Source organism: Peribacillus sp. NPDC076916 (assembly GCF_050269675.1).
Lineage (GTDB): Bacteria > Bacillota > Bacilli > Bacillales > DSM-1321 > Peribacillus > Peribacillus aracenensis.
Genome location: NZ_JBNNIU010000006.1, coordinates 195,136 through 221,951, shown reverse-complemented (window position 1 = coordinate 221,951; position 26,816 = coordinate 195,136). Strand labels below are relative to the sequence as shown.

General features: G+C 40.3%; 23 protein-coding genes and 1 pseudogene. 17 read left to right on the top strand and 7 right to left on the bottom strand.

Annotation, left to right across the window (positions count from 1 at the left end; all coding sequences use genetic code 11):
- The 3 genes from ACQKFG_RS19105 to ACQKFG_RS19095 form a co-directional block, all read left to right on the top strand.
- Positions 1 to 360: pyridoxal-phosphate dependent enzyme (locus ACQKFG_RS19105; protein WP_427561708.1), on the top strand; the 360-nt coding region annotated here is incomplete at its 5' end.
- Positions 361 to 469: 109 nt separating this feature from the next.
- Positions 470 to 973 carry a DinB family protein gene (locus ACQKFG_RS19100; protein WP_192204625.1) on the top strand — a complete coding sequence of 168 codons (504 nt, stop codon included), beginning with the start codon at positions 470 to 472 and terminating at the stop codon, positions 971 to 973.
- A gap of 464 nt (positions 974 to 1,437) precedes the next feature.
- The gene (locus ACQKFG_RS19095) at positions 1,438 to 2,172 is read left to right on the top strand and encodes an SDR family NAD(P)-dependent oxidoreductase (protein ID WP_427561704.1); all 735 of its coding nucleotides are present in this window, start codon (positions 1,438 to 1,440) and stop codon (positions 2,170 to 2,172) included.
- 135 nt (positions 2,173 to 2,307) lie between these two features.
- Here the strand turns inward: ACQKFG_RS19095 and ACQKFG_RS19090 are convergent, their stop codons facing one another.
- Positions 2,308 to 3,204: a LysR family transcriptional regulator gene (locus ACQKFG_RS19090; RefSeq protein WP_427561702.1), complete on the bottom strand. Its 897-nt coding sequence runs from the start codon at positions 3,202 to 3,204 to the stop codon at positions 2,308 to 2,310.
- 337 nt (positions 3,205 to 3,541) lie between these two features.
- Here ACQKFG_RS19090 and ACQKFG_RS19085 point away from each other — a divergent pair, with 337 nt between their 5' ends.
- Entirely contained in the window at positions 3,542 to 5,356 is a 1,815-nt protein-coding gene (locus ACQKFG_RS19085) for an assimilatory sulfite reductase (NADPH) flavoprotein subunit (protein WP_427561699.1), read from the top strand.
- Positions 5,357 to 5,383: 27 nt separating this feature from the next.
- A complete protein-coding gene (gene cysI, locus ACQKFG_RS19080; RefSeq protein WP_427561696.1) occupies positions 5,384 to 7,102 on the top strand; it encodes an assimilatory sulfite reductase (NADPH) hemoprotein subunit in 1,719 nt (572 codons plus the stop codon).
- Between the two features lie 161 nt (positions 7,103 to 7,263).
- On the opposite strand, the gene ACQKFG_RS19075 is transcribed toward cysI, so the two are convergent.
- From ACQKFG_RS19075 to ACQKFG_RS19060, 4 genes are all read right to left on the bottom strand, one after another.
- On the bottom strand, positions 7,264 to 7,683 hold the full coding sequence (locus ACQKFG_RS19075) for a RidA family protein (protein ID WP_427561693.1): 420 nt from the start codon (positions 7,681 to 7,683) through the stop codon (positions 7,264 to 7,266).
- A 139-nt stretch (positions 7,684 to 7,822) separates the two neighbouring features.
- Positions 7,823 to 8,908 (bottom strand): Ger(x)C family spore germination protein, encoded by a 1,086-nt coding sequence (locus ACQKFG_RS19070; protein WP_427561690.1) that lies wholly within the window; start codon positions 8,906 to 8,908, stop codon positions 7,823 to 7,825.
- Positions 8,905 to 9,996, bottom strand: a complete 1,092-nt coding sequence (locus ACQKFG_RS19065; RefSeq protein ID WP_427561687.1) for a GerAB/ArcD/ProY family transporter — start codon at positions 9,994 to 9,996, stop codon at positions 8,905 to 8,907. The genes ACQKFG_RS19070 and ACQKFG_RS19065 overlap by 4 nt, the downstream gene beginning before the upstream one ends.
- Positions 9,997 to 10,015: 19 nt before the next feature.
- Positions 10,016 to 11,542, bottom strand: coding sequence for a spore germination protein (locus ACQKFG_RS19060; protein ID WP_427561684.1), 1,527 nt, complete (start codon positions 11,540 to 11,542; stop codon positions 10,016 to 10,018).
- A 318-nt stretch (positions 11,543 to 11,860) separates the two neighbouring features.
- On the opposite strand from ACQKFG_RS19060, the gene ACQKFG_RS19055 reads away from it, so the two are divergent.
- The gene (locus ACQKFG_RS19055; RefSeq protein WP_427561681.1) at positions 11,861 to 12,001 is read left to right on the top strand and encodes a hypothetical protein; all 141 of its coding nucleotides are present in this window, start codon (positions 11,861 to 11,863) and stop codon (positions 11,999 to 12,001) included.
- A gap of 457 nt (positions 12,002 to 12,458) precedes the next feature.
- On the opposite strand, the gene ACQKFG_RS19050 is transcribed toward ACQKFG_RS19055, so the two are convergent.
- The gene (locus tag ACQKFG_RS19050; RefSeq protein WP_427561732.1) at positions 12,459 to 13,910 is read right to left on the bottom strand and encodes a flavin monoamine oxidase family protein; all 1,452 of its coding nucleotides are present in this window, start codon (positions 13,908 to 13,910) and stop codon (positions 12,459 to 12,461) included.
- A 505-nt stretch (positions 13,911 to 14,415) separates the two neighbouring features.
- On the opposite strand from ACQKFG_RS19050, the gene ACQKFG_RS19045 reads away from it, so the two are divergent.
- Positions 14,416 to 15,453: a serine hydrolase domain-containing protein gene (locus ACQKFG_RS19045; protein ID WP_427561729.1), complete on the top strand. Its 1,038-nt coding sequence runs from the start codon at positions 14,416 to 14,418 to the stop codon at positions 15,451 to 15,453.
- A 249-nt stretch (positions 15,454 to 15,702) separates the two neighbouring features.
- Here the strand turns inward: ACQKFG_RS19045 and ACQKFG_RS19040 are convergent.
- Positions 15,703 to 15,884: pseudogene (locus ACQKFG_RS19040) on the bottom strand (transposase); the annotation flags it as partial.
- Between the two features lie 149 nt (positions 15,885 to 16,033).
- Between ACQKFG_RS19040 and ACQKFG_RS19035 the strand changes: the two are divergent.
- The 10 genes from ACQKFG_RS19035 to ACQKFG_RS18990 all read left to right on the top strand — a co-directional run bounded on the left by ACQKFG_RS19035 (position 16,034) and on the right by ACQKFG_RS18990 (position 26,808).
- The gene (locus ACQKFG_RS19035) at positions 16,034 to 16,540 is read left to right on the top strand and encodes an acyl-CoA thioesterase (protein WP_192208262.1); all 507 of its coding nucleotides are present in this window, start codon (positions 16,034 to 16,036) and stop codon (positions 16,538 to 16,540) included.
- Positions 16,541 to 17,265: 725 nt separating this feature from the next.
- The gene (locus ACQKFG_RS19030) at positions 17,266 to 18,627 is read left to right on the top strand and encodes a cytochrome ubiquinol oxidase subunit I (RefSeq protein ID WP_192204648.1); all 1,362 of its coding nucleotides are present in this window, start codon (positions 17,266 to 17,268) and stop codon (positions 18,625 to 18,627) included.
- 15 nt (positions 18,628 to 18,642) lie between these two features.
- Positions 18,643 to 19,689: a cytochrome d ubiquinol oxidase subunit II gene (locus ACQKFG_RS19025; protein ID WP_192204650.1), complete on the top strand. Its 1,047-nt coding sequence runs from the start codon at positions 18,643 to 18,645 to the stop codon at positions 19,687 to 19,689.
- Between the two features lie 28 nt (positions 19,690 to 19,717).
- Positions 19,718 to 20,476, top strand: coding sequence for a hypothetical protein (locus tag ACQKFG_RS19020; RefSeq protein WP_427561677.1), 759 nt, complete (start codon positions 19,718 to 19,720; stop codon positions 20,474 to 20,476).
- Between the two features lie 171 nt (positions 20,477 to 20,647).
- Positions 20,648 to 21,313: a TetR/AcrR family transcriptional regulator gene (locus ACQKFG_RS19015; protein ID WP_192204652.1), complete on the top strand. Its 666-nt coding sequence runs from the start codon at positions 20,648 to 20,650 to the stop codon at positions 21,311 to 21,313.
- A 60-nt stretch (positions 21,314 to 21,373) separates the two neighbouring features.
- Complete coding sequence (locus ACQKFG_RS19010; protein ID WP_427561674.1) at positions 21,374 to 22,516, top strand: acyl-CoA dehydrogenase; 1,143 nt, start codon at positions 21,374 to 21,376, stop codon at positions 22,514 to 22,516.
- Positions 22,517 to 22,640: 124 nt separating this feature from the next.
- The gene (locus ACQKFG_RS19005) at positions 22,641 to 24,278 is read left to right on the top strand and encodes an AMP-binding protein (RefSeq protein WP_427561725.1); all 1,638 of its coding nucleotides are present in this window, start codon (positions 22,641 to 22,643) and stop codon (positions 24,276 to 24,278) included.
- 12 nt (positions 24,279 to 24,290) lie between these two features.
- Entirely contained in the window at positions 24,291 to 25,640 is a 1,350-nt protein-coding gene (locus ACQKFG_RS19000; protein WP_427561671.1) for an acetyl-CoA carboxylase biotin carboxylase subunit, read from the top strand.
- Between the two features lie 38 nt (positions 25,641 to 25,678).
- Entirely contained in the window at positions 25,679 to 25,891 is a 213-nt protein-coding gene (locus tag ACQKFG_RS18995) for an acetyl-CoA carboxylase biotin carboxyl carrier protein subunit (protein ID WP_076371237.1), read from the top strand.
- 17 nt (positions 25,892 to 25,908) lie between these two features.
- Positions 25,909 to 26,808, top strand: coding sequence for a hydroxymethylglutaryl-CoA lyase (locus ACQKFG_RS18990; RefSeq protein ID WP_342615676.1), 900 nt, complete (start codon positions 25,909 to 25,911; stop codon positions 26,806 to 26,808).
- Positions 26,809 to 26,816 lie beyond the last annotated feature (8 nt).

The following is a 26,816-nucleotide window of genomic DNA, read 5'->3' as shown; positions in this document are numbered from 1 at the left end:
GTAATTGGGATAAACGTAAGCAGAGGAAAAGCTGAACAAGAAGAGAAAGTTCATCAGCTAGTTAAAGAAACGTTAGCACACATCGGGATTCCACAGTCAATCCCTACTGAGGAGATTACGTGTTTTGATGAGTATGTCGGACCGGGTTATGCTTTGCCTACACCTGAAATGGTGGAAGCAGTCAAGCTAATGGCAAGAACGGAAGGGATTTTGCTGGATCCGGTATATACGGGTAAGGCGGCAGCGGGACTCATCGATTTAATACAAAAAGGCACCTTTAAGCCTGAGGATAACATTCTATTTGTTCACTCTGGTGGAGCTTCATCGTTATACGCCAATACTTCTCTCTTTAATGGATAAAATCTTGAGAAATTCGTTAAGAAATTTCCCACAGTTATTTTATGTGTGTTTCACATTATATCATGTACTTTGAGTAAATAATTATCTATCGAAATAGGGGAGGAATTATATGTATATTACCGTTTTGGATTTTATTAAAGAATGGAATAAAGAAGCCATACTTACTCAAAATGTTTTGGATGGTTTGACCGATGATTCATTAGATCAACAAGTTTATCCTGAAGGTCGTACTTTAGGAAGAATTGCATGGCATTTCACCACGAACATTCCAGATTATCTAGCCCATTTCGGGTTAAAGATAGACAGGATAGAAAGTTCGGAAAACGTTCCATCTTCAGCCCGGGAAATTGCTATCACTTTTAAAAATGTCAGTTCTCACGCAGCAAAAATCATTGAACAGCAATGGACAGACGAATCCCTGGAACAAATACAAGAAGCGTTTGGAAGACAGGAAACAAATGCTTCCATTCTTATGGGGCTAATCAAGCATATTGTTCATCATCGCGGACAAGTTACGGTTCTGATGCGTCAAGCAGGAATAAAACCTTCTGGGGTTTATGGGCCACCAAAAGAAGATTGGATTCATCTAGGTGTGCAAAATCCACCACTTTAAAACATGTGCTATCTTATAGAGTTAGGGCAACAGACAGGCTCTAAATTTTATAAATATCCCAATTTCTCATTTATATCACTGAGAGATTGGGATATTTAATTCTTGCTTTCTTTCCTTATAATTAATTCAGCATAGATAGACGAGCAATTAAAACCCCATCATCAAGCGATCACATCAAAGGAATTTGAAATCGGTAAGGGTAAAGAGACGAGAAGAATTACAAATATTCTATGGAATCTTAAAACGTTGTTATCACAAATATTGGTGTAGATTATTTTCAGAAAAGAACGATATACTGAAACAAAATATCGATAAAGTCCTTTTTTGATTAAAAAAGGGGAGATTACTGGATTTCTTAATTTTACTAAATTGTAATAATCCGGGAGTTGAACAATGTTAATGGGTAACGCTCATGATACAATCTAGTTAATAGCAGTAATGAATAGAGAGAGGAGCTTTAATATGTGCTCAAAAATAGAAAAGTAATCGTAACTGGCGCAGCTTCTGGAATAGGAAAAGAAATAGTGAAACAATGCTTATTTGAGGGGGCTTCAGTACTTGCATGCGATATTAATGAACATTCTTTAAATGATTTAATGCTGTCACTGGACAATCGATATCCCCTGCATACATATCAGTTAGATGTAAGTAATCATGAAGAGGTGGTTAAATTTTTTGTATATGTTGAAGCAGAACATGCTGATGTAGATGGTTTAGTAAATAATGCTGGAATTTATTTGGCGAAAAATATACTGGATTATCAAGTAAATGAAATTGATAAAGTCCTGAATATAAACGTTAAAGGGTTTATTTATCTCTCACAAATGTTCGGTAAAAGATTGTTCCAAAGCCAAAGTGAGGGAGTTATCGTTAATATGTCTTCAGTGTCAGGAATAGAGGGCAGTTCAGATGCAATCTATGGGTTATCAAAAGCTGCCATATTAGGTTTAACGAAAAGCTGTGCCATGAATTTTTCACCCTACATCCGAGTTAATGCTGTTGCCCCAACGATGGTTAATACTCCCATGATGGGTAACATACCTGAATGGAGAAAAGAGGAGTATGTAAGTCACCAACTTATCCATACACCTGTCCTGCCTGAAGATGTGGCTGATACTGTTGTCTTCTTATTATCAGATAAAGCCAAGCATTATACAGGCGCAACGTTTGATATTAATAATGGGGGGTATCTAAGATAGTTCTGCTTCCTTGCCCGTTGCCCTTTGTAGTAGTTTTAAATTGATTTTAACATGTATAAAATTAGCTCTAAACTATCAATGGGTTTACATACAGCATTAATAAGCGAGCATGCTTCTCAATGATCATCCTATCGGCTATGCTTTCATAGGCCATTTTTTGTTTAATTCAGTTATGAAAGTTTTGACATTCTTTTTATCTTCCATAATTGGGGAATAGACGTACGAAAGTGTTCTGTTAAAGAATTCATTTTTCACCTGAATAATAGAAAGGATTTTATTTTGTACATCCCTTTCAATTACACTTCGGGATAGAAGGGCCAGCCCTGCGCCATTTTTTATAAGTGTTTCTTTAATTCCTTGATTACTGCTTATCGTGAGTATCGATTTAATTTTCAATCCATTTGAACGTATGACGTGATTAAGGTATTCACGTGTCCCAGATCCAACTTCCCTTGTTACCCATGCTTGGTCATGTAAATCAGTAATCCCGACTTCGTCTTGATTAGCGAGTTCATGATTGTTAGAAGACACAATGAATAGCTCATCTTGCATGAATGGGTGTACGGAAAGCTCTTTTTCATTAGTTTGACCTTCGATTAAACCAATATCCACTTTGTATAGCCGAACGGCTTGGACGATTTCTTCCGTGTTACCGATTATGACTTGAAGTTCAAGTTCAGGATAGTCCTCTTGAAGGTCGATGAGTAAAGAAGGGAGGATATACTCTCCTATTGTAAAACTTGCTCCGATCTTCAATTCGCCCTTGATGGACCTATCGTGTTCCTGAATGTCTTGTCTGGTCTGTTCATAGATTGTGATCATTTGCTTGGCCCGGTCGTAAAGAATTTCTCCCGTTAAGGTGACTTTCAGGAATTTAGGAGAACGGAGAAATAATTTGGTTTGGAACTCTTCTTCCAATTTTTTTATATGCAAACTAACACTTGGTTGCGACATAAGAAGCATTTCTGCTGTTTTAGTAAAATTCTTGACTTCCACTAGGGTCACAAATGTTTTTAGAGCATCATAGTACATAGAAATTTCTCCTTATTATTAATATTCTTAATAGTTACAATAAATTATATATATTTTACTAATGATGTGCCTTCCAGTAAAGTTTTAATGAGAAACTTATTTTAGGAAGAGTATAAGCTGGGGAAGGTTAATGTCCTTTATAACCTTATTTTTTATTTGTAGCGTGCTATGAATCTATAATGACTGTATTTTCAATTTTTTTTGGAGTTAAAACCGACTTCGTCTATAGGAGTAAACGAATTAATTATTTTATGGATGGAAATAAAAATGTTTAACCCACTCGTTATACCTAAGAATCAACTAAGATAAGTTAATATTCCTTTGTGAGGTGGAAATCGTGCAACTTCAGGTAAGTAACAGTCCCTTTAATCATGAGCAGGCAGAGCTCCTTAACAGCCTCCTGCCTAGTTTTACAGAAACACAAAAAGTTTGGTTGAGCGGTTATCTGGCTGCATCTTTGTCAGTTTCGAATATGAGTTCAGCCGACGCTCCGGTATTGGAGGCTCAAAGCAGCGGAAAGACAGTATCAAAAGAGGTGACCATTCTTTATGGTTCACAGTCGGGCAATGCTCAAGGGCTGGCAGAAAATGCGGCGAGTAAGCTTGAGGGTAATGGCTTTCAGGTTACCATTTCATCCATGAGTGACTTTAAATTCAACAATTTGAAAAAAGTCCAAAATCTCCTCATTTCCGTTAGCACGCATGGAGAAGGTGATCCGCCGGATAATACATTGTCTTTCCATGAGTATCTTCATGGCAGGAGGGCTCCAAGCCTCGAAGGTCTCCGCTTTTCAGTATTGGCGCTTGGGGACAGTTCATATGAGTTTTTCTGTGAAACGGGAAAACAATTCGATAAACGCTTGGAGGAACTGGGCGGGACACGGTTATTTCCGCGAATGGACTGCGACCTTGATTATGATGAGCCTGCTTCCGAATGGCTGGAAGGAGTCATTTCTAGTTTAAATGAAGGTAAAGGCAGTTCTGTTGCTGCAGTTCCTGCAACGGTGGCTTCAGTAGGTGAACAAACGTATTCGAGAACAAATCCGTTTAAAGCGGAAGTGCTTGAAAATATAAACTTGAACGGTCGTGGCTCCAATAAAGAGACACATCATCTCGAGTTATCTCTTGAGGGCTCTGGTCTTGCATTCGAACCTGGAGACAGCCTTGGTATTTATCCGAAAAATGATTCGGATTTAGTGGATATGCTTCTTAAGGAACTCAATTGGGACCCAGAAGAAATCGTGAAGGTCAATAAACAGGGAGAAGTTCGTCAGCTTAGGGAATCGCTCATCTCCGATTTTGAAATTACGGTTTTGACGAAATCCCTCATTGAACAAGCGGCCCAGCTTTCAGATAACGAAGATTTAAAGGAGCTTTTAGTGCCTGGTAATGAAGAAAGATTAAAAGAATATCGTGAAGGCCGTGATTTGCTGGATTTTATCCGTGATTTTGGCTCGTGGGGTGAATCGGCGCAAGAATTCGTATCAATCCTCCGGAAAATTCCAGCCCGCCTATATTCAATTGCGAGTAGCTTATCCGCATATCCGGATGAAGTGCATTTGACAATCGGAGCTGTCCGGTATGAAAGTCACGGACGAGAAAGAAAAGGTGTCTGCTCCATTTTATGTGCAGACCGATTACAGCCTGGGGACATGCTGCCTGTTTACATTCAGCATAACCAGAATTTCAAGCAGCCGAAGAACCCAGACACTCCAATAATCATGATTGGACCGGGAACGGGTATAGCTCCGTTCAGATCCTTTATCCAGGATCGCGAAGAATCGGAAGCGAAAGGGAAAACGTGGCTCTTTTTCGGCGATCAGCATTTCGTGACGGATTTCCTTTATCAGACTGAATGGCAAAAGTGGTTGGAAACAGGCGTACTTACGAAAATGGATGTTGCCTTTTCACGTGATACTGATGAAAAAGTATATGTTCAAAACCGGTTGCGCGAGCACAGCGGGGAATTATACGAATGGCTTCAAGAAGGAGCAGCAGTATACATTTGCGGTGACGAGAAAAACATGGCACATGACGTCCATAATACGCTTATTGAGATCATTGAAAAAGAAGGCAATATGAGCCATGCTGATGCGCAAGCTTATCTTGAAGAATTGCAACAAAATAAACGCTATCAACGTGATGTGTACTAAAAATTTGGAGGAAAAGGAGATAACAACATGGTGAACCCACTATTGAAAGCACCAGAAGGCCCGCCTAGTGATGTGGAGCAAATTAAAGACAAAAGCGATTATTTGCGAGGTACACTTGGAGAAGTGATGCAGGATCGGATTAGTGCCGGTATTCCGGATGATGACAATCGACTAATGAAACATCACGGCAGTTATTTGCAGGATGACCGGGATCTGCGCAATGAGCGTCAGAAACAAAAACTGGAGCCTGCTTATCAGTTTATGTTGCGTGTCCGCATGCCCGGCGGGGTGGCACAGCCTTCTCAATGGCTTGTTATGGATGACCTTGCTCAAAAATACGGTAACGGGACCTTGAAATTGACCACAAGACAAACATTTCAAATGCATGGTATTTTAAAATGGAATATGAAAAAAACCATTCAGGAAATCCATGCTTCCATGCTGGATACCATCGCTGCATGCGGAGATGTAAACCGGAACGTAATGTGCAATTCGATTCCATTTCAATCCGAAATCCATTCCGAAGTATATGAATGGTCGAAAAAATTGAGTGATTACCTCTTGCCACGTACAAGGGCGTACCATGAAATCTGGCTGGATGAAGAAAAGGTGGTCGGTACTCCTGAATTGGAGGAGGTCGAACCAATGTACGGAAAGCTTTATTTGCCAAGGAAGTTTAAAATCGGCATTGCGGTACCTCCATCCAATGACATTGATGTCTACTCCCAGGATCTTGGCTTCATAGCCATTGTTGAAAATGGAAAACTCATTGGTTTTAATGTGGCGATCGGCGGCGGTATGGGAATGACCCATGGTGACAAGGCGACATATCCCCAACTAGCCAAGGTAATCGGCTTTTGCAACCCAGATCAAATACTGGATGTGGCTGAAAAAGTCATTACGATTCAGCGTGATTATGGAAATCGTTCCGTACGGAAAAATGCACGATTCAAGTATACGGTTGACCGGCTTGGGCTCGAAACGGTAAAGGCTGAATTGGAAAATCGTCTAGAATGGAAGTTGGATGAAGCGAGAACTTATCATTTTGATAATAATGGTGACCGCTATGGATGGGTAAAAGGCATGCAAGGAAAATGGCATTTTACACTATTTGTCGAAGGTGGCCGAATTGCCGATTCCAATGATTACATGCTGATGACGGGTTTGCGTGAAATCGCAAAGATCCATACCGGTGATTTCCGTTTGACGGCCAATCAAAACCTGATCATTGCAGATGTGTCAAATCAGAAAAAGAAAAAAATCATAGAATTGCTTGAAACATTCGGTTTGACGGATGGTGCACATCATTCGGCGCTCCGACGCAGCTCGATTGCATGCGTGGCACTTCCAACATGCGGGTTGGCAATGGCCGAAGCAGAGCGCTATTTGCCGGTTCTGCTTGATAAAGTCGAGGCCATCGTAGATGAAAACGGACTGAGAAACGAAGAAATTACGATACGCATGACCGGTTGCCCGAATGGCTGTGCCCGGCATGCACTCGGGGAAATAGGTTTTATCGGTAAGGCACCTGGCAAATACAATATGTATCTCGGTGCTGCATTCGACGGAAGCCGATTAAGCAAAATGTACCGTGAAAATATCGGTGAAGAAGAGATATTGAAAGAGTTGCGTGTACTTCTTTCCCGATATGCAAAAGAACGTCAGCAAGGAGAGCATTTCGGTGACTTTGTCATCAATGCGGGCATCGTTAAAGAAGTGACGGATGGAATGAATTTTCATGATTGATTAAATGCAGCGAGAGACAGGTATATTTTCCTGTCTCTTTTTGTATTCAAAAGTTTTCCGGAGGGCAATGATAGGATGACGACTATGCCTGGAACACCGGTATTGAAACATGACCATTCACTCACATCGACTATTTTTTGACTTGCTGTTATTTTTATAGGCTACCTCTGCTTCAATCTAATAAGATAATCCGGCGAAACCGGACTTTGCACCCCTACTGTGGAACGAGCGGTTTTTACTGGATTTTCCTTTGTATTAAAGAACAGGGCATAGGCGTCGAACCAACCTTGATAATCTGGTTCATTTCCATGATTTTGATCTGGAGCGACATACACACGCAGATGGATAACATCAGCGAGGGAAAGCCTTTTAGTTTTCAAATCTGCTTTTAATGTTTCTAAGATTCCGATTGCCTGCCTTTCTGTATTGCCACACCTCTCATAAGTGGTTTTTCCATCCTTGTTTAAAAGAGGAGGGACTGTTCCGCTAAACAACAACCGGTTATAATTTTGAGGTACAGCAACTGAACTGGAAATCGCAGAAGTCGGGGAGCCAAAGAAGGTCACTTTATCTGAGTTCAATTCATTTTTATCGTTACTTGCGGAAGCAAAAGAGATTCCTGTTATTGAACTTATACCTAATACTGAAGTAGCAATGACTGAAATTTCATGTTTTTTTCAAAAAGTCAGCTCCTTTTCGGAAAGGATTCCTAAAAATTCATTATTCAGAAACCCCGGTTTGGAGAATGTCAACTTTGGTTTCTATTTTAATGTCCATCATGGGATAGACCTTTCTCCATTGTTCATAGGTCATTTTTTTATTTTTGGCGTGATATTTTTCATTCAATCCAATCGGGTCAAGGGATTTTTTCTGAAAATCTTTAATAAGACGGTTCGCTTGCTTGGTTATATCATCTTCCATTTCCTTTTCAATTTTTTTTATCATCTTTCTATTGGTAAGGTTGTCACTTCGCATAGATTCCTTGATTTGTCCTTTAATTTTGAGCTTTATCGTAATGGACGGATTTCTCTCTGAGGCGGATACATCAAAACTTGATCCGCTTCGTATACTTTCCACTACGATATCGCTACTTTTCTTGTCTTTTAATTTGAATTTGTAAATTCCCCGCTTATGGTTTTGAACTAATGTCTTGAAAATGAACATATCATCCGTTCGAACTTTACTGACCATTTTATCTTCATGAAACAAGGCCACTCCTGATACTGCAACTTTTTTATTAATTAACTTAAACAAAGGAAGAAACGAATCGCCGCCTGTTTCTAGAGAGTTTCCTAAAAAAAGATGGAGGTTTGTATCCGGGCCGTTCCCTGTTTCAATTTGTTGATTGATCAAATCCGATAAATAGATTCCAATATTTACATTCGTATTTGGTGGTTTTGTATTTACGAAATCCTTGACCTTTCCTTCAACGATGGCCAAAAAGACCCTGTTTCCAAGTTGAGGCTCTCGGTAGAGATAGTCGGTCAGTTCTGTTATTCCTATTTCATGTACGATTTTTTCGCTAAATAAAAAAATGCGTGTCTGTCCAAGCATCACCGGCTTATCCGCTTTTTTGGATACGATAGCCTGAACATCACTCGTTGTTGTCGATGTTCCAGTTAAGATTTGATACTTACCTATCTTGTCCTGTTGGAAGATAGGGATGATGAACATTCCTTCGATTATTTTATCCTTTCGTATATCGTAGCCAATGGCTTGGGACATATTGACTTCATCAACCACTCTTGGCTCGGCACAGCTGCAAAGGAGGGGAAAAGCCAAGATGACAAGAAATAATTTTCTCATAAACGTTTCCTCCTTTTCTTTATATAAATGATGGCTAAAAGAAGAGGCAAATATAATGTAAGGAAAAGCACGGCGTATGGATCGATGATTTTATTCAATATATATAGGGAATCTTGATCAAAAACAAATATATTAGTGAGCAGGATAATAAGGGATATCGCCCATAATGGATACTTTTGCTGAACATTGAATATGCGCTTGATACCCCTGCTGGCAGCCCACAAGCAGATGGTCATGTTGGGTATGATAAAAATGGCCCACCAAGAAACTTCTATATATTCAAATCGCTGAATAAAGGGCAGTTCGACAATGCTGGTCATTGTAAGTGTCGGCCAGATAGTCAGCTCCAACTGTTTGTGTGAATAAAAAATCAGTGAAACTAAATAAATGAAAACGGTTAATAAGGTTGTTGTTAATGCCCCTCCATGAGCATATTTTTGTGATGTTTTAGCATCTTTGATGAACGGATAAAACATCAGGATCATTTCAAAACCAAGAAAAGTTAAGGAAGTACTTCTCGTTCCCTTCAGTATATCCAATAGATTGTGGTCGAATATAGGGAGCAAATTGGTGAATTCAGAGTATTTCATGGCATAAAATGGGACAAAGAAAATCCAGTAAGACAAAAAGACGCTTAAAAAGGCAATTCCCGTAATTGTACGGAAGCCTCCCGTATTTATATAATAAATCAGAAGCAAGAAAACCACTGTAAACGCCCAAGAAGCTACCGCTTCAAACATCCAAACATGTATGACATTTATATAGCTGATAATCATATCCATCCCAAGGATCAAAAAGTAAAGAATGAATAAAAGACTGAAAAAATTCCCAATCCATTTTCCGAATGCATGATTATTGGCAGAAATGATATCACCTGGGACGATACTTAATATTTTATATATGACCCAGATCAATACATGAACGATCAGTCCGGCAAGTAGTATCGAAATCCAGCCATCAGTTCCCGCCGACTTTGCTAAAACTCTTTGAAAACTTAAAACGCCTACTCCCGTTTGCATGGAATGCACTAAAAAAAACACATAGAACGGTGATACCTTATATTTTTCATTAACACCAGCTTGGTTCATACAGGCCCCTCATTTAAGATCATTCATTAAAATCATTTTTTTTGATTCTTGCTTTTTTTGGATGTGGCTGTCTGGATCTATCATCAGGACGTAAATTCACAGGTCGCGACTTGAAAATATTAAAGGGAAGACGTACAAAGCTGTCTTTCCAATCTTGCATACGAAATGGGTATATGGGTTCAAGGTACGGGTGTCCCATTGACGTTAATTTGATAAGGTGGGTTATCAAAAACACGGCCGTAATGATTATGCCAAGTCCCCCCCAAATTTGGGCTCCCACTAAAAAGGGGAACCGCAGCAGCCGTATGGCATTACCCATTTTGTAAATAGGAGTAACAAATGATGCCAATGCCGAGAGGGCAACGATGATCAATAAGATATTACTGGTCAAACCAGCAACAACGGCTGCTTGACCGATTACGATACCGCCGACGATACCTAATGTCTGACCCACCTTCGTTGGCAGCCTGGCAGCCGCTTCCCGTAATAGCTCTATGGAAATCTCCAAGAATAATGCTTCGATCAATGGCTGAAATGGGATTAAGTTCCTTGAAGAGACGATCGTTTCCAAAAGATCTTTAGGGATCAGTTCATAGTGATAAGTAAGAACGGCTACATAAATAGGAGTGGCAAATATCGAAAAAGCGACCGCGAATATCCTTAATAACCGGAAAGCAGATGCCGGAACCCAAGGCATATTATAATCTTCCATGGTGATAAAGTATTCCAACAAAATGGTTGGAGTAATGAGTACTGAGGATGACCTATCGATTAACAAGGCTACTTTACCTTCAGCCAGTGCACTTGCGATGCGATCAGGCCTTTCCGTATTTAGAAAAAGGGGAAATAAGGTATTTGAATTATCATATAGCATTTGCGCGAGATTGGACCCATCCAATATTTCATCAAATTCTATGTCATTGATCCTTTGTATAACATTATCTACATTTTCCTGATCAACGATTCCTTCTATTGATAACACTGCCACTTTTGTTTTAGACAATGAGCCCACAGTCTTTTCACTTACTTGCAATCCAGGGATAGGCAGCCTTTTTCTAACTAGATTCAGATTAGTATCAATATCCTCGACAAACGCTTCTTGAGCACTTATGATCCCAAATTCGAGTTCAGGCCTCTCAACTTGTCTTCCTTTTTGGGCTGCAACATTGATTAAAAGGCATTCATCAAGATTTCCATCTAAGCGAAGTGCAATTTCGCCTCTCATTATCCTTTCTTCGATTACAATCTTGGTACTGGTAATCAGTGTATTTTCAATAGGTACGTTTTCCTTTATTTGCTCCAAATTTATTGTTTCCAGAGTCGGTATGACAGAAAGAATACTTTCGTGAAGCTCCTTTGCATCGATTAAAGAGCGATAAAAGGATACCCAATATCCTATGCCATTATATGTTCCTTGATGGTTTACGAAATCAGTTGATGAAGAAAGGGTATTGAAAAGGTCCCTTACTTCCGAAACTTTATTTAATTCATCATTTTTATCGTTTGGTTGATAGGGTTTTTTTTTGAACTTTCCGCGGTTAAACAAATGTTGTCACCTCTAATCTAAAGCTAGTTATCCTAGCATTTGCAATTTAATTACAAATTAACCATTTCTATATTAAATTGGATCAAAAGAAGGACTAATTGAAATCTGAATTGGATATGCAGGATGATGAAGTTTTTAAGCAGATTTTCATTCCCGGTTATGGAGTTTCGGATTTTTCGTATTTGTCAATGGAACGATGGATTATTCAGCATTCAATGAAATAGTCCTGGATTTATCGGCTGCGAGGTCGAATCAAGGCACACGGTTTCCAGCGAGATGCTGGTCATTTCAAAAATCTGTTCAGTCAGGGAGCAGGATGTGGAAACATACGAAACAGCCAAAGAGCATATTTTTGACGGAAAAATGCTTTTATTTATAGATGGAATGGCAAATGGTTTTGTCTTGCATCTGAAAAGGAAAAAAACCGAACGTTTGGTGAACCTTCTACGGAGAGGGTAGTCCTTTGCCATTCAGGCCGTTGATATTAGGGGCGGGAAATTTTGGAGGGTGCAGGGGTGATCAACAATTCAAAGTTGGCCGGGGTCATGAATGATGAAGATATAGTTGCATTAAAATGTTTGAATGGTGAGGTAAAGGGAGGAATAATGAAGCGGTCCAACACGGTAAACCATTAAGTGTGGAAGTGATCAATAGGACAAGGAAGAAAATTAAGACGGAATTGAACGGGAATCGTTTGACGATCAAGATTAGGTATGTAGAAAATCAGCATCCAAAGTTTCGGGAGAAAATAAGAAGAAATGGGACGGAATTTTCAGTAATGCTGTCATTCATTATGAAGTGGATATTAGGGTCGAAGATGTCGTTTCAAAAGGAGGGATAAAGTGACTGGTCAAAAGAAAACCTTCCAAATGGGAAGGTTTTATGCCTGTGCCCTTTAGTTGATTGATTGGCTATTTTAAAAAGGCTCATTGAATGTTCTAGGCAGACTCGTCACTTCATGTGCAACCCTGATGCCGGATTGAACGGCTCCTTCAATCCATGCTGGAACTGTTGATGTATGCTCACCGGCAAAATGGACCCTTCCTTCAGGTGTTGGGATATATGGAAACAAGTCCGTTTCCTGACCAGGTTTAAACATGGAGAAAGCACCGTATGAATACTGATTCATTGTCCAGCTATAAGAGGCCCCTGATAAAAAATGATCGTATACTTGTTTTCCATGGACCTGAGCCAAATTTTTCAATGCGTGTTGTATACGGTCTTTCTCAGGAAGTATATCCCACAAAGTGGCATCATCTTCCCATGTATAACTTGCTAAGATGAGACCGGATTCACTCTGATTGCTAGTTTGCCTGGGGTAATAAGAAAATCTAATGGGTAAATCGGTGGTCAATTTACCACCGAAGATTCCTTCCTTTTCCCAAAACCTATGTGTAAACTGAAGTCCGATTTTCGTGGACGCAGCATAATGGAGCTCCCTTATTGCCTTCCACTTATTATGGGAAAAGGAGTTCCGGGGTTCAATATCTATAAATTGCAACAATTGAAGTGGGATAGTCACGATGGCAAGGTCACCGGTAACCGTTAAGGGGTTTTGGCTTTGAGTATGTTTAGAGTGGATGGTTACTTGATTATCATGTTGGATGATCTTTGTCACTTCATATCTGAAGTTGAGATTATCCTTCAGTTCCGGTACAAAAGCATAAGGAAGCCGATCGTTTCCCCCTTCGATTGCAAAAAATTCTATGTCTGGATTTAAGAGTGGCATAATCTCCCGAAGTATGGCAGTAAAAGAAAGTTCCGGGAATCCTTCTAATCCCATTAGGACTTTGATGCTTTCAATCGCCCCTGTTGAAAGACTCATACCTACTGGATTGTACTGCAAAAAGAAGCTCATGGAGTATTTATCAAACTCTTTTATGACTATTTCCCAATTTCTACGTGGGTTTTGAATGATGAAGTCAGTCACAGGCTTAATTGCCATGTTGAGTAATTCTTCAGCTGTTTTACCTCTTTCATGGGGAGCTACAGGGTACCTGAGTATATCCGGGTTCCGTTGATATATGGCAGCGGTTGTTTTGATTCCGTTGGCATAAATTGGATCATTAGGAGTCGCATTAACAAAAGTGTTGACTCGTAAACCATACTTCTTGATGTATTCAACAACTAAGTAATGATAATTCGGAATGCGCATGGCACCGGCTTCAAGGTAGGAACCTTCTGAAAATGGTTCACGTATGGTCAAGACACGTCCTCCGACCCTCCCGGTTGCTTCCATTATCGTAACCTCATGCCCTGCTTGTTTTAAAAGGGATGCTGCAACCAATCCAGACATGCCGGCACCAATGATAATGATTTTTTTGGGGATCTGGGAAGGCCCCAGGCCATTTCTGATAACAGCAAGCATTTGATCGGGTGATAGCGGATCTTTGAAAAAGGACAAAGTGTTGTTCTCCTCTCTTGTTACACTTCCTATATGGGATTTATGCTATCTTATTCCTATTGGGTTACCAATTATGAAGAATCTTCAATAATTTGTCATGCTTGATTATTGCTATCATATTCCTCTAGGTTTATCCTTTATGTGGAATACTCAATTATTAGATAATTTAAAGGGGCAGAAGATGAAAATGTTGATATATTGTTAATAAATGATGCCATTTTTTCGGAAGCTAACTATCTAAAGACTACGTATGATCGAGACGAATTTAATTTAGAAAGTTATAGAAGAAGTGTTCAGCTTTTTTGAACAATAACGAAGAATTTATTCGCAACCTTATTTCGAAAAAAACAGAGGTTTTTATTATAGTATTCCGTATCAATCGATAGAAACATAGAGCGAAGTTATATTGCTTTTGCCCTTAAAGGATTTTAAACGTTTGTACATAGGAGTTAATCTGGGGGTTGTTAGTATCAAAACACAAAATATCATTATTCAAAAGCTTATGGAAGATTATAATGTAACTGGATTAAGCATTGCAGCAATTGATGGTGGTAACATAAGAAGTACAGAATGCTTCGGTTTACTTGAAGCGGAAACGGATAAAAGTGTGGAAAGTAATTCTATTTTTAGTGCCTGTTCAATCAGTAAATTTTTAACCTCAATTCTAGTGATGAAATTGACGGAACAAAGTATTCTTGATTTAGATGAAAATGTAAATGAAAAACTTTTATCGTGGAAGGTTCCTCATAATGAACTAAATAAAAATAAGAAAGTTACCTTAAGAAATTTACTGAGTCACCAATCTGGAGTTATTGACCCCGCAGGAAGTTTTATTGATCTCAATTCGAGGATGGATAACCCAACAATGGTCGAGATATTAGAAGGAAGAACACCCTATTGTAAAGCTCCTATTGAAATTAAGTATGAACCTGGGAGCACCTTTCAATATTCAGACGCAGGTTTTTGCATTATACAGCTTTTGATAGAAGACGTTACTGGAAAACCTTTTAAGGAAGTAATGAATGAACATATTTTTCATCCAATAAATATGGAAAATAGCATATTTGAACTTCCAACATCAGAAGCAACCAAAAAATATTTCTCTTGCGGTCACAACAAAAGTGGAGAATTAGTAAATGGAAAATATCCAATTTATCCATATCCAGCAGCTTCTGGGTTATGGACAACGCCTACAGATTTAGCTCTTTTGGTCATTGAATTAATGAATGCTTTAAATGGTGAGAGTAAGCTTAAGCTTTCAGTATGTAAAGCAATTGAAGTTATAAATCCCCAAGGTTGTAAGGAGTGGACTGGGCTAGGAGTTTTCCTAAATAAAAACGAAAAGGGAATTGAAATTTCATCTCTTGGTTGGGGTGTTGGTTTTCAATGTATGATGGTGGCTTATCCTTATTTAGAAACGGGATTAGTCATAATGATAAATACCGATCTAGGTGTTCATCAATTAAAAGGTATTATTGGTGAAGTCTACAATGCTTATCCTTTTTAAATATTTGCTATTCAGCAAACGATGGCTTTAATGGAGTAACCGGATCACTTGCATTATCACGCTTAGAGTAAAAATGCTCTGAGCGTTTTTTAGTTCACCGAAGCACCAAAGCTGGTTAACTTCTGAACGTCTCAACAGGATGATAATTAGATTTTTGGTAAGCTGAAATAAGCATTTGTTCAACTCGTTTATCAAATGCCATATTCTTTCCTATTTCTTGCCAGCGAAACCGGTAAAGGTAATTATCAAGATCTTGGGTAAAATAACACCCTCAATCATAAACCTCATATATTCCACCCTTTTTCTAGGTATTTAGAGCCTGAAAATGGAGTATTAGTCATATCATTGAAGGATTTACTGCAATCCCTACATAAATAGCGTTGCCTTAAACGATATTTCCCATTACGTTTTACAGATGTACTTCCAAATGATAAGCAAGCTGCGCATTCTCGGAACACTAGGCTACGTACGCCATAGTGTTTTAAGGATAAAAAGCTCAAAATTGTATCATAATATAACCATATACTAAAAGTTTACATAGGTGATGATTTCAGCTCCCATGTTTTAGGAGGACGGGTTTATAGAAGCAAAATATTGCAGAGAATCAAGGGTGATAAGAACGAGTCGTATATTTCCAAATGATGTGAACAATCATAATACATTATTTGGCGGTAGATTAATGAGTGATGTCGATCAAGTAGCATCGATTTCGGCAGCACGTCATAGTCGAAGTGAATGTGTAACTGCTTCAACAGATTCCGTTGACTTTTTACATCCCATTCGTACAACAGATTCAGTGTGTTTTATATCTTATGTGGCATGGACCGGCACATCTTCAATGGAGGTTTTTGTGAAAATTATTGCTGAAGATTTAAAAAGCAGTGTTCGTAGAATTGCAGCGACTGCTCTATTAACATTTGTTGCACTTGATGAGCATAAACGTCCAACACGTGTTCCAAAAGTTATTCCGGAGACAGAAGAAGAAAAAAAATTACATGAAACGGCATTAGATCGGGCAAGTATGCGGCAACAGAGAAAACAAAAAAGCAAAGATGTGGCTATGTTTTTAAGCGTAGATTATCCTTAACTTTCATATAGTGACTTAAAGTGGCAATCCTCAACAATATCGATCAAGTTGAAAACTCCCGCAAAGACACACATAGACTACTATATTGTAGTGTATATGTGTCTTTTTTATTGAAGGAATTATAAAAATGAATACATAGTTCTTTAGAGGTGCAATCCTCAAAAGTGTTATCGATGGTGTTTTTACGGTGATCCGTTCGTTGCGCGGAACCATAAATTAATAGGCAGTTCTGGCAAGCCAAAAGGTTTGGACGGAGGTTTTTATGTGAAATCTATTATCTTTGCTGATGTGACGAACGAAATAACGATATAACAAAAAGAGATCTTTGACCGGTCTGCATAATGTTTGTTTTTGACGGTGCCGAAGAAGCAATTTAGATTGCAAACGACAAACCGTATTGATTGGAAGCCTATGTACCAAGCGGGGAAATATAGAAGGAACGTGCAGTATATTGGATTCGGGCCGGATAGGTGTATTGGTGGAAGCGGAGTAAACATCTTCGAAATGACGGCACCTAAGCAGGGTTAGGAAGCGATTAAACGGAGTAGATATATCCCAATAATAACCTCGATAGAATATTTAAATAGAACAATCAACAAAAACATCATCAAGTAAAATACTGTCTTTCTGCAAAACCATGAAAATTTAGTTTGTGGAATATTATTAAATATTTTCCTTTACAGAGGAGATACTACCAAGAGACAAAGGTTGGAAAGGAAGACAGTATGGATCATATACAAATGGCCCGTGCGATGTTCGGGACGAATATGGCTGTACATATCATATTTGCAACGATCGGCGTCGGGTTGCCGATGATGATGTTGGCAGCGGAATTGATGTATCAAAGGACAAAGGATTTACAATATGTTGTCATGGCTAAACGCTGGACCAAAACATTAGGGGTTTTACTAGGGGTCGGGATTCCGACTGGTACGATCGCGGGTGTGCAACTGTCACTATTATGGCCTGGGTTCATGGAGGTGATTGGACGTGTCATGGCGCTTCCATTCCAAATCGAGATTTATGCATTCATGGTTGAAGCGCTATTCATGTCAATCTACGTGTATGCTGCTGAAAAAATTAAGCCATGGGCCCGTATCGTAAGTTTATTTTTTGTTGCATTCGGCGCAATGGCTTCGGCGGTTTTGATTTCTAATGTCCATGCTTTTGAAGGGACACCGGCTGGGTTCCGGTTTGAAAATGGGGAAATTGTCGATGTCGATCCTTGGGCGGCATTTTTCAACCCAAGTTTCTTGGTGACGGCAGGTCATACGGCCCTGACTGCTTATACGACAGGTGCTTTTGTCGTAGCGGCAGTGGCAGCCTATAAGATGCTAAAAAATAAATATGGCACTGCTGAATTTAATTTTCACCAAAAAGCACTGAGGCTCAGTATTGTATTGGGTTTGGTTTTTTCCTTTTTGACGGCATTGAACGGTCATGCGACTACACAGCATTTATATAGGGAACAACCGGAGAAACTGGCGGCGGCTGAAGGGTTGTTTGAAACAAAGGACCATGCCGGGCTTACCTTGTTCGGTTATACCGATAGGGAAGCCCAGGAAGTGAAGTATGGGATTGAATTCCCATGGTTATTAAGCTTTCTATCCGGAAATAGCTTCGATACGGTCGTGACCGGCTTGAACGATTTTCCTGAAGAGTATTGGCCGCCGCTTTATGTCCATATCTTATTCAACGCCATGGTCATCATCGGTTCCGGTTTAATCGCCTTAGCACTGTTTGCATTGGTATGGAATAAATGGCTGAAAAAGGAGACTTATCCGAAATGGGTTCTCTGGCTGTTTGTTGCTGCAGGTCCGCTTTCGGTGATTTCGATTGAATGCGGTTGGATTTTTGCTTGTACAGGCAGACAGCCATGGACGATATACAGGATGCTGACTACGGAGGATTCGGTCACTTCGTACGAAAACCTTGGATTTTTATTCACGATGTTCATTATTGTATATATCATTTTATGCGTTTCTGTCGTATTTACACTTTTGTATTATTTCAAACGTCATTCCGTTATGGATGATATTTATAAGGCAGAACAAAAAGATGTAAGGCATTTTGATTCGAATTCATAAAAGGGGGGAAGGCGGTTGAGTGATGCTCTTCTTGCAATAACATTGGTCTGGGGCTTTATTTTTCTTTATGCCATCATGGCCTCTATGGACTTTGGCGCTGGCTTCTGGGCGATGACTTACATTAAAAAGGAAGAAACGAATGCTACGAAGATTGCAAATAGCTATTTATCGCCGACTTGGGAAGTGACCAATACATTTGTTGTTGGTCTTGTCATTGCGATTTACAGTTTATTTCCAGGTGCGGTTTTCCCGATTGGAGTAGCCTTGATCGTTCCTGCGAGCCTGATATTGGTCCTGCTATGTATTAGGAGCGCTTTCTTGGTTTTTTCGCATAGCGTAGACAAATATGAAAAAGCGTTAACATATATCTCAGGATTGACGGGATTAATCATACCCGGGCTATTAATCAGTGTATTGCCCATCACCCACCTTGGATTTGTCGAAGGCGTAAGAGGAAATGAAGAATTGAATCTATCTAAACTTTTCACGAGTCCGAATGAGTATGCATTTGTGGGGTTTGGAATCATGAGCACGCTTTTTTTATCATCTTTGCTACTGTCTGATTACTCAAAACAGGCTGATGAAATGAAAGCATACAAAATATATCGCAGGGATGCGATGATAACGGGACCGCTTATGTTAGTCATGGCTCTGTTAGTTATGCTCACGTTAAAAAACGAAGCGAATTGGATCTACCAAGGAATGATGAAAAACTCGGCATTGTTATTCGTCTCGCTAGTTTTTTTCATCATTAGCGGGATAGCACTGTACTTACCCCATTTTTCTAAGCAGGAGGTTAAAGGAATGCCTCGCGTCGCTGTAATAGCGATTATCATTCAGTATTTAATCGGCAGTTATGTTTATGGAATCGCACATTTACCTTATATCATATATCCAAATGTCACGATTCTCTCAGGATTTACCGATCCAACATCTTTCAGGGCTGTTTTTGCCACATATATCGTGGGCTTTGCGATATTAGTGCCAGGGTTCTATTATTTCTGGTCCATCTTCATGAAAGATCAGCGTCGAAAGTTCAAACGGCGGCAAATGTCAAATTAGTTCATCTTGGAAAAGAGAGGTTTTCACTATGAAAAAGTTAGATCTGCTAAAATATGCGGTTTTAGTCATCTCACTCTTTTTGAGCTATCAAGCGGTTGAAGCGCATGATAAAAATTTTCAGGTCGATGGCACTTATATTTCAACAAAAAGAGATGTAACAGGTGACCAGAAAATAGACATCATCCAGGTTCAGGGGTTGCCCTATGAGGAAGGAAGCAAGTTTCTGAAGAAAATCGAGTTAAGTGTGGAAAGCAATCGCCGTACAATCAGCGTCCCGCTTAAAGCTGGATATAATCCAGATCTCAAGGTTGCCGACTTGAATAATGATGGGGTCCAGGATGTATTGATCACGGTTTTGATGGAAGGTAGAGAGCGGTTGATAACCAGTTACGCCTATACGTTCAAGGATGGAAAAGTGAAGGAACTGGAAATCCCTCCATCCGTTCCTGTAATGGCCCAATTTCTTGACGGATACAAAGCGGAAGTCATTATTGAAGGTCAAAAGCCTGTGGTGATAGATGTCAGTTCCAGAAAACAAGCTTATGATGAAATGGGCATTTATCTAAATGGAAAACTAAATGAACCGACAGAGCTTTTGGTTGATCCATATTCTTCATTGGACTTAAAGAACGTTTTTGGAAAAGGGAAAGCGCTTGTGGGAGTCCAAAATGTAAAAGGGTTCGATGAACGTGATTCGATAATGGAAATCAAATCAGTATGGAAGTACAACAATGGATGGCAGCTTATAAAAGCCCAAGTTAAACCGGTCAGGGGAAAAAATAAATAGTGAATGGCAATAAGGGTTAGTATCGAATGAGTCATATTCAAGCATAAAGTAGGTTGACAGCTCTTGGTGTTGAGGGCTGTTTTTTGTTTGTAATTAAAAATTGACAATTTTTAAATATTTGGTAAAATCTAAATAAATCCAGTTTTTACATAATAAATCTCTTTATTCTGGATGAAATGTAAGCGGATACAAGGGAGGTGCAGTCTTACGGAGTTAAAAGAAAAAATAATTGAAACATCGTTGGCGCTCTTCGATCAGCATGGTTTTCATGGTGTCTCCGTCAACGAAATCGTTAAGGCATGCGGAACTAGCAAGGGGGGATTTTATCACCATTTCTCTTCCAAAGATGAACTCCTATTTGTCATTCATGATTACTTTATTTCATATGTTTTAATAAAAGCACAGGAAGCCATTTCAGAAAGTACCCATCCAACAGAAAAAATGCAAAAGATCATTCAATCATTCGTTAAAGTTTTTGACCTCTATAAACCACACATCTCAGTTTTCTATCAAGAAAGCATTTACTTAAAACCACCTTATGTTGAAGCAATCAAAAAAAAGCGTCAAATGTATAAAGAAATCATTTTTTCCGTCATCAAGGAAGGAATTGACAAGGGAGTATTCCGCAGCGAATTGCCAGTGGAAATTACCGGAATGTCAATTCTTGGAATGGTGAACTGGTCCTACAAATGGTACAAAAGGGACGGTGGAAAAACGATTGATGAAATCGGTGATATTTACGTAGATTTAATCCTGAATGCCCTATTGACAGAGAAACAAAAAGATGCGGAAATCACCCAGCCATTTCTACTGAAGAACAAAGTTGTTGTGGATTAAACAATTAACTTGATTTGTACAGACCAACTAGTCGGTCTCAATTGAAAGGGGAATGAACATATGGATTTTTCACTTACAAAAGAACAGCAGATGATTAAGGAAATGGTTAAGGAATTTGCCGAAAAGGAAATTAAACCCATAGCGATAGAGTTGGATGCTAAGTCCATGTTTGCGGAGGATGTTTTCAAAAAAATGGGGAAACTCGGGTTGCTTGGAATTCCATTTCCTGAAGAATATGGCGGTTCGGGCGGAGATACGATTTCATATGCCATTGCAGTTGAAGAGGTTGGCAAGGCGTGCGGGGGAACCGGCTTAAGTTATGCTGCAGCCGTTTCGCTCGGAGCAAGCCCAATTTACTATTTTGGAACCGAAGAACAGAAGCAAAAATATCTGGTTCCAATCACGACCGGTGAAACTCTGGCAGCTTTCGGGTTGACAGAACCAAATGCGGGTTCCGATGCTGGCGGCACGAGAACCACTGCCGTGTTGGAAGGTGATGAATATGTGATCAATGGTGAGAAAACTTGGATTACAAATGCCAGCTATTCAAGAACCGTAACCGTCACTGCTGTATCGGGCAAAGATTCCAAGGGCAAGAATATCATCTCGGCATTCATCGTGCCGACCGATACCCAAGGGCTTACGATCAATAGCAATTATGAAAAAATGGGAGTTAGGGCTTCCAATACTTGTGAAATCATTCTGGATAACGTCCGGGTACCAAAGGAAAATATATTGGGAGATCCAGACAAAGGGTTCAAACAATTCTTATTCACACTGGATGGAGGAAGGATTTCCATTGCAGCTTTGGCCGTCGGTATCGCTCAGGCTGCCTTTGATAAAGCTTTAGCTTTTTCAAAAGAGCGCATTCAATTCGGTAAATCGATATCAAATTTCCAGGCCATTCAATTCAAGCTGGCAGACATGGCGATGGAAATTGAATTGGCGAGGAATATTGTATATAAGGCTGCGTGGTTAAAAGACAATAAAAAACCCTTTGCGAAGGAAGCGGCATACGCCAAGCTTTTTGCAAGTGAAACCGCTTTCCGGTCCAGCAATCAAGCGATTCAAATACATGGCGGATCCGGTTACATGCGCGAATATGAAGTGGAGCGCTATTTAAGAGATGCTAAGTTATTGGAGATTGGTGAAGGCACATCCGAAATTCAAAGACTCGTTATCGCCAGACAATTAGGCTGTTAATCTTTATGGAACGTAAAATGAACGATGATGCTTTGGTTCATTTTGGTGAAAAGCAGATGTTATCTATACAGCAAAACGCGTCCATTCTTACTTTTATTTGATTAGGAGGAGTTTGATGTCTGATTTGCTAGATGTTACTATCGGGAAATTGCTTGAAAGGACAGCTGAACAATATGGTGATAATGAAGCGGTTGTGTACCATGAACTGGGCCTCCGCCATTCCTATCGCGAATTTGAAAAGATTTGCCGAAAGGCGGCCAGGGGGTTCATGTCACTCGATATAAAAAAAGGGGAACATATCGCCATTTGGGCGTCCAATAAACCGGAATGGCTGATATCCCAATTTTCCACCGCGAAAATGGGCGGGGTGCTGGTTACGGTCAACACTAATTACCGCACAAGTGAACTGGAATACTTGCTTAAGCAATCCGATGCGACGACGATCATCCTGATGGAACAATATAAGGATCATTCATATATAGATACGCTGTACGAAATCGTACCTGAATTGAAAAATGCAGAACCAGGAAAATTACAATCTGAGAAACTGCCAAAATTGAAAAATATCATCGTTTTAGGTGAAGCGCGTTATCCCGGAACGTTTTCGTGGGATGATGTCATTAGCGGAAGCGAATCCATTTCGGAAGAGACACTTGACATGAGGATGGAGGAATTGGCTCCAGATGATGTGATTAATATGCAATATACATCAGGGACGACAGGATTTCCAAAAGGAGTGATGCTGACGCATTCAAACTTGGTCAACAACGGATTGAATGTCGCGGAATGCATGAAACTTACCGAAGTTGACCGGCTTTGCATCCCAGTTCCGTTTTTTCATTGTTTCGGCTGTTCCCTTGGTACGATGGCCTCGGTTTCTGTCGGGGCAACAATGGTGCCGATCGTGGAATTTAATCCACGAATAGTCCTTCAGACCGTTGAAGCCGAAAAATGTACGGGACTTCATGGTGTTCCGACGATGTTCATCGCTCAACTTAATCTCGATGACTTTGACAAGTATGATTTACGTTCATTGCGGACTGGAATCATGGCAGGCTCCACATGTCCGATTGAAGTCATGAAAAGCGTGGTGAATAAGATGGGAATTTCGGAAATCACGATTACTTATGGTCAAACGGAATCGTCTCCAGGAATTACGATGACAAGAACGGACGATCCGATCGAACTTCGTGTTTCCTCAGTGGGAAGAGCTTTGCCGAAAGTAGAAGTGAAAATTGTCGATCCAGTTACCGGGGAAGAAGTCCAGCGGGGCAAACAAGGGGAACTCTGTTCGAGGGGATACCATGTAATGAAGGGATATTATAATAACCCAGAGGCCACTGAGCAGGCGATTGACCGGGAAGGCTGGCTTCATACGGGAGATTTGGCAGTGATGGATGAAAGGGGTTATTGCAAGATTACCGGCCGGCTGAAAGATATGATCATTCGCGGAGGGGAAAATATTTATCCCCGGGAGATCGAAGAATTCCTCTATCAACATCCTGCAATTGTCGATGTCCAGGTACTCGGCGTTCCAGATCAGAAGTATGGGGAAGAGGTAGCGGCATGGATCATTCTGAAAGCAGGAGAAACCCTTACGGAGAAAGAATTGGTAGAGTATTGCAAAGGGAAAATATCTTTTCATAAAATTCCCCGTTACATTCAATTTACCGATGCTTATCCCATGACTGCATCCGGGAAAATCCAAAAGTATAAGCTTCGGCAACAAACTCTTGATCTACTATCGGAACGCACTAAATAAGGAGGGGATCGAATGATTCGAAAAATTCTTATCGCAAACAGGGGAGAAATAGCATCACGCATTATTCGTACATGCAGGAAGATGGGAATACTTACTGTCGCCGTCCATTCGGAAGCAGATGCGGATTCGCCATTTGTGGGATTGGCGGATGAGGCACATTTATTGGGTGGCCCGAGAGTACAGGAAAGCTATTTAAACGTCAATAAGATTTTGGAAATAGCTAAGAAAACGGGAGTGGAAGCCATTCATCCTGGATACGGATTTCTTAGTGAAAATGCAGATTTCGCACGTTCATGCGAAGAAGCCGGCTTGATATTCATTGGCCCAAAACCAGAAATCATCCAGCAGATGGGCAATAAAGTCGAGGCACGGAAAAAGATGGAACAAGCGGGACTCCCATTGGTTCCTGGATTTTCACGTCCGTTAATTGATAGTGCAGAAGCGGCAGCCGTTGCCGAAAAGATTGGCTATCCAGTCATGTTAAAAGCAGCAGCAGGCGGCGGGGGAATCGGCATGCAGGCCGTTGCTAATGAAGATGAACTGACCAAGGCCTTCGAGGGGAATCAAAAACGTGCCCAATTGTTTTTTGGCAATGGAGATATGTTCATAGAAAAATTGATAGAGAAGCCTCGGCATATCGAAATTCAGGTATTGGCGGATTCCTTCGGGAATGCTGTTTACTTATGGGAAAGGGAATGCTCCGTTCAAAGGCGCCACCAGAAGGTCGTGGAAGAGGCTCCCTCTTCTTTCCTTGACGAAGAAACAAGAAACAAGATGGGAGCGGCTGCTGTGAAAGCGGTAAAATCCATCGGTTATAGCAATGCGGGCACCCTCGAATTTTTAGTTGATGGTGATAAAAAATTTTATTTCCTGGAAATGAATACACGTCTTCAGGTTGAGCATCCTGTCACCGAAGAAATTACGGGGCTGGATTTAGTCGAACAGCAAATTAAAATTGCATCGGGCAACAAATTGGAATTCACTCAAAGTGAGATTAAACAGGATGGACACTCCATTGAAGTGCGCATATACGCTGAAGACCCGAAAACGTTTTATCCAGCACCGGGGAGAATCACCGACATGGAACTTCCGGAAGGGGAAGGGATCCGTCATGAATTGGCGGTACATGGAACTTCCGTCGTATCCCATTTTTATGATCCGATGATCGCTAAATTGGTAGTGAGCGGCGATTCAAGGGATAAAGCGATCAAGAGATTAAGAGAAGCACTGGCAAACTATAAAATAGAAGGAATAAAAACAAACCTTCCTTTGCTTATGGAAATAATTTCTCATGAAGCTTTTTCCCAAGGAGATACGACCACGGATTTCATTGCGAAATATATTAAAAAATTGACTGTATAACGCATATTTTAAAACATAATGATCAGGAGGAATGTAAAATGGCAGAATTAAAGGCAAGCATGGCAGGAAGCGTTTGGAAAATCGTAGCGAATGAGGGGCAAAGTGTAACAGACGGACAGGACATCATTATCTTGGAATCGATGAAAATGGAAATCCCGATTGCAGCCGAAGAAGCTGGCACCATCAAAGAACTTAAAGTGAATGAGGGGGATTTCGTAAATGAGGGCGACATTTTGGCCGTCATTGAATAAAAGGACGGAGGGGTAAGATGAATTGGCCTGAAAAAGTGACAATTAAGGAAGTGGGTCCGCGTGACGGGCTGCAAAATGAAAAGGTCATGATACCTGCACAAGGCAAAATGGATTGGATCGATCAGCTCTCTGATACGGGATTATCTTATATAGAAGTGACTTCTTTTGTCCATCCAAAGTGGATCCCCCAATTGAGTGATGCCGCCCTTGTGGCTAAGGGAATAAAGCGCAATCCCGGTGTCACTTATGCGGCCCTTGTACCGAATCAAAGGGGATTGGAGTCGGCTCTTGAAGCTAATATCGATGAAATTTCCGTGTTCATGTCATCCAGTGAAACGCATAATCTTAAAAATATTAATAAATCGATCTCCGACACCTTTCCAATAATGAAGGATGTAATCGGGACAGCAGCAAACAGCGGAAAAACGGTCAGGGGCTATATTTCAACCGTTTTCGGCTGTCCTTATGAAGGGGAGGTTTCGACGGAACAGGTTTTCCGTGTTTGTGATCAACTGTTTGAGTATGGAATCGATGAGGTTTCATTGGGTGATACCATTGGGGTCGCATCTCCAAGACAAGTTGCCTTGTTCCTTGAACAGGCAGTAAAAAGATATGATATAAGCCGAATTGCCCTCCATTTTCATGATACAAGGGGGATGGCACTCGCAAATGTTCTTGAATCACTGAATTATGGTGTTGACACTTTCGACTCTTCGCTCGGAGGTTTAGGAGGTTGTCCGTATGCACCAGGTGCGAGCGGTAATGTGGCAACAGATGACCTGATCCATATGCTACATAAAATGGGGATTCAAACGGGAATCAATCCAGAAAAACTAATGAAGGCTGCGGCCATGATGCAAAGCTTTTTGGAAAAACCATTGCCTAGCCATCAGATGGCTGTTTATAACGCACAATAAGAAGAATT

Bases quoted from the DNA above. Each gene is read 5' to 3' on its own strand.
- ACQKFG_RS19100 (WP_192204625.1), top strand. From the start codon at position 470: ATGTATATTACCGTTTTGGATTTTATTAAAGAATGGAATAAAGAAGCC.
- ACQKFG_RS19090 (WP_427561702.1), bottom strand. From the start codon at position 3,204: ATGTACTATGATGCTCTAAAAACATTTGTGACCCTAGTGGAAGTCAAG.
- cysI (WP_427561696.1), top strand. From the start codon at position 5,384: ATGGTGAACCCACTATTGAAAGCACCAGAAGGCCCGCCTAGTGATGTG.
- ACQKFG_RS19070 (WP_427561690.1), bottom strand. From the start codon at position 8,908: ATGAGAAAATTATTTCTTGTCATCTTGGCTTTTCCCCTCCTTTGCAGC.
- ACQKFG_RS19065 (WP_427561687.1), bottom strand. From the start codon at position 9,996: ATGAACCAAGCTGGTGTTAATGAAAAATATAAGGTATCACCGTTCTAT.
- ACQKFG_RS19050 (WP_427561732.1), bottom strand. From the start codon at position 13,910: ATGCTTGCTGTTATCAGAAATGGCCTGGGGCCTTCCCAGATCCCCAAA.
- ACQKFG_RS19030 (WP_192204648.1), top strand. From the start codon at position 17,266: ATGGATCATATACAAATGGCCCGTGCGATGTTCGGGACGAATATGGCT.
- ACQKFG_RS19020 (WP_427561677.1), top strand. From the start codon at position 19,718: ATGAAAAAGTTAGATCTGCTAAAATATGCGGTTTTAGTCATCTCACTC.
- ACQKFG_RS19015 (WP_192204652.1), top strand. From the start codon at position 20,648: ATGAAATGTAAGCGGATACAAGGGAGGTGCAGTCTTACGGAGTTAAAA.
- ACQKFG_RS19010 (WP_427561674.1), top strand. From the start codon at position 21,374: ATGGATTTTTCACTTACAAAAGAACAGCAGATGATTAAGGAAATGGTT.
- ACQKFG_RS19000 (WP_427561671.1), top strand. From the start codon at position 24,291: ATGATTCGAAAAATTCTTATCGCAAACAGGGGAGAAATAGCATCACGC.
- ACQKFG_RS18995 (WP_076371237.1), top strand. From the start codon at position 25,679: ATGGCAGAATTAAAGGCAAGCATGGCAGGAAGCGTTTGGAAAATCGTA.
- ACQKFG_RS18990 (WP_342615676.1), top strand. From the start codon at position 25,909: ATGAATTGGCCTGAAAAAGTGACAATTAAGGAAGTGGGTCCGCGTGAC.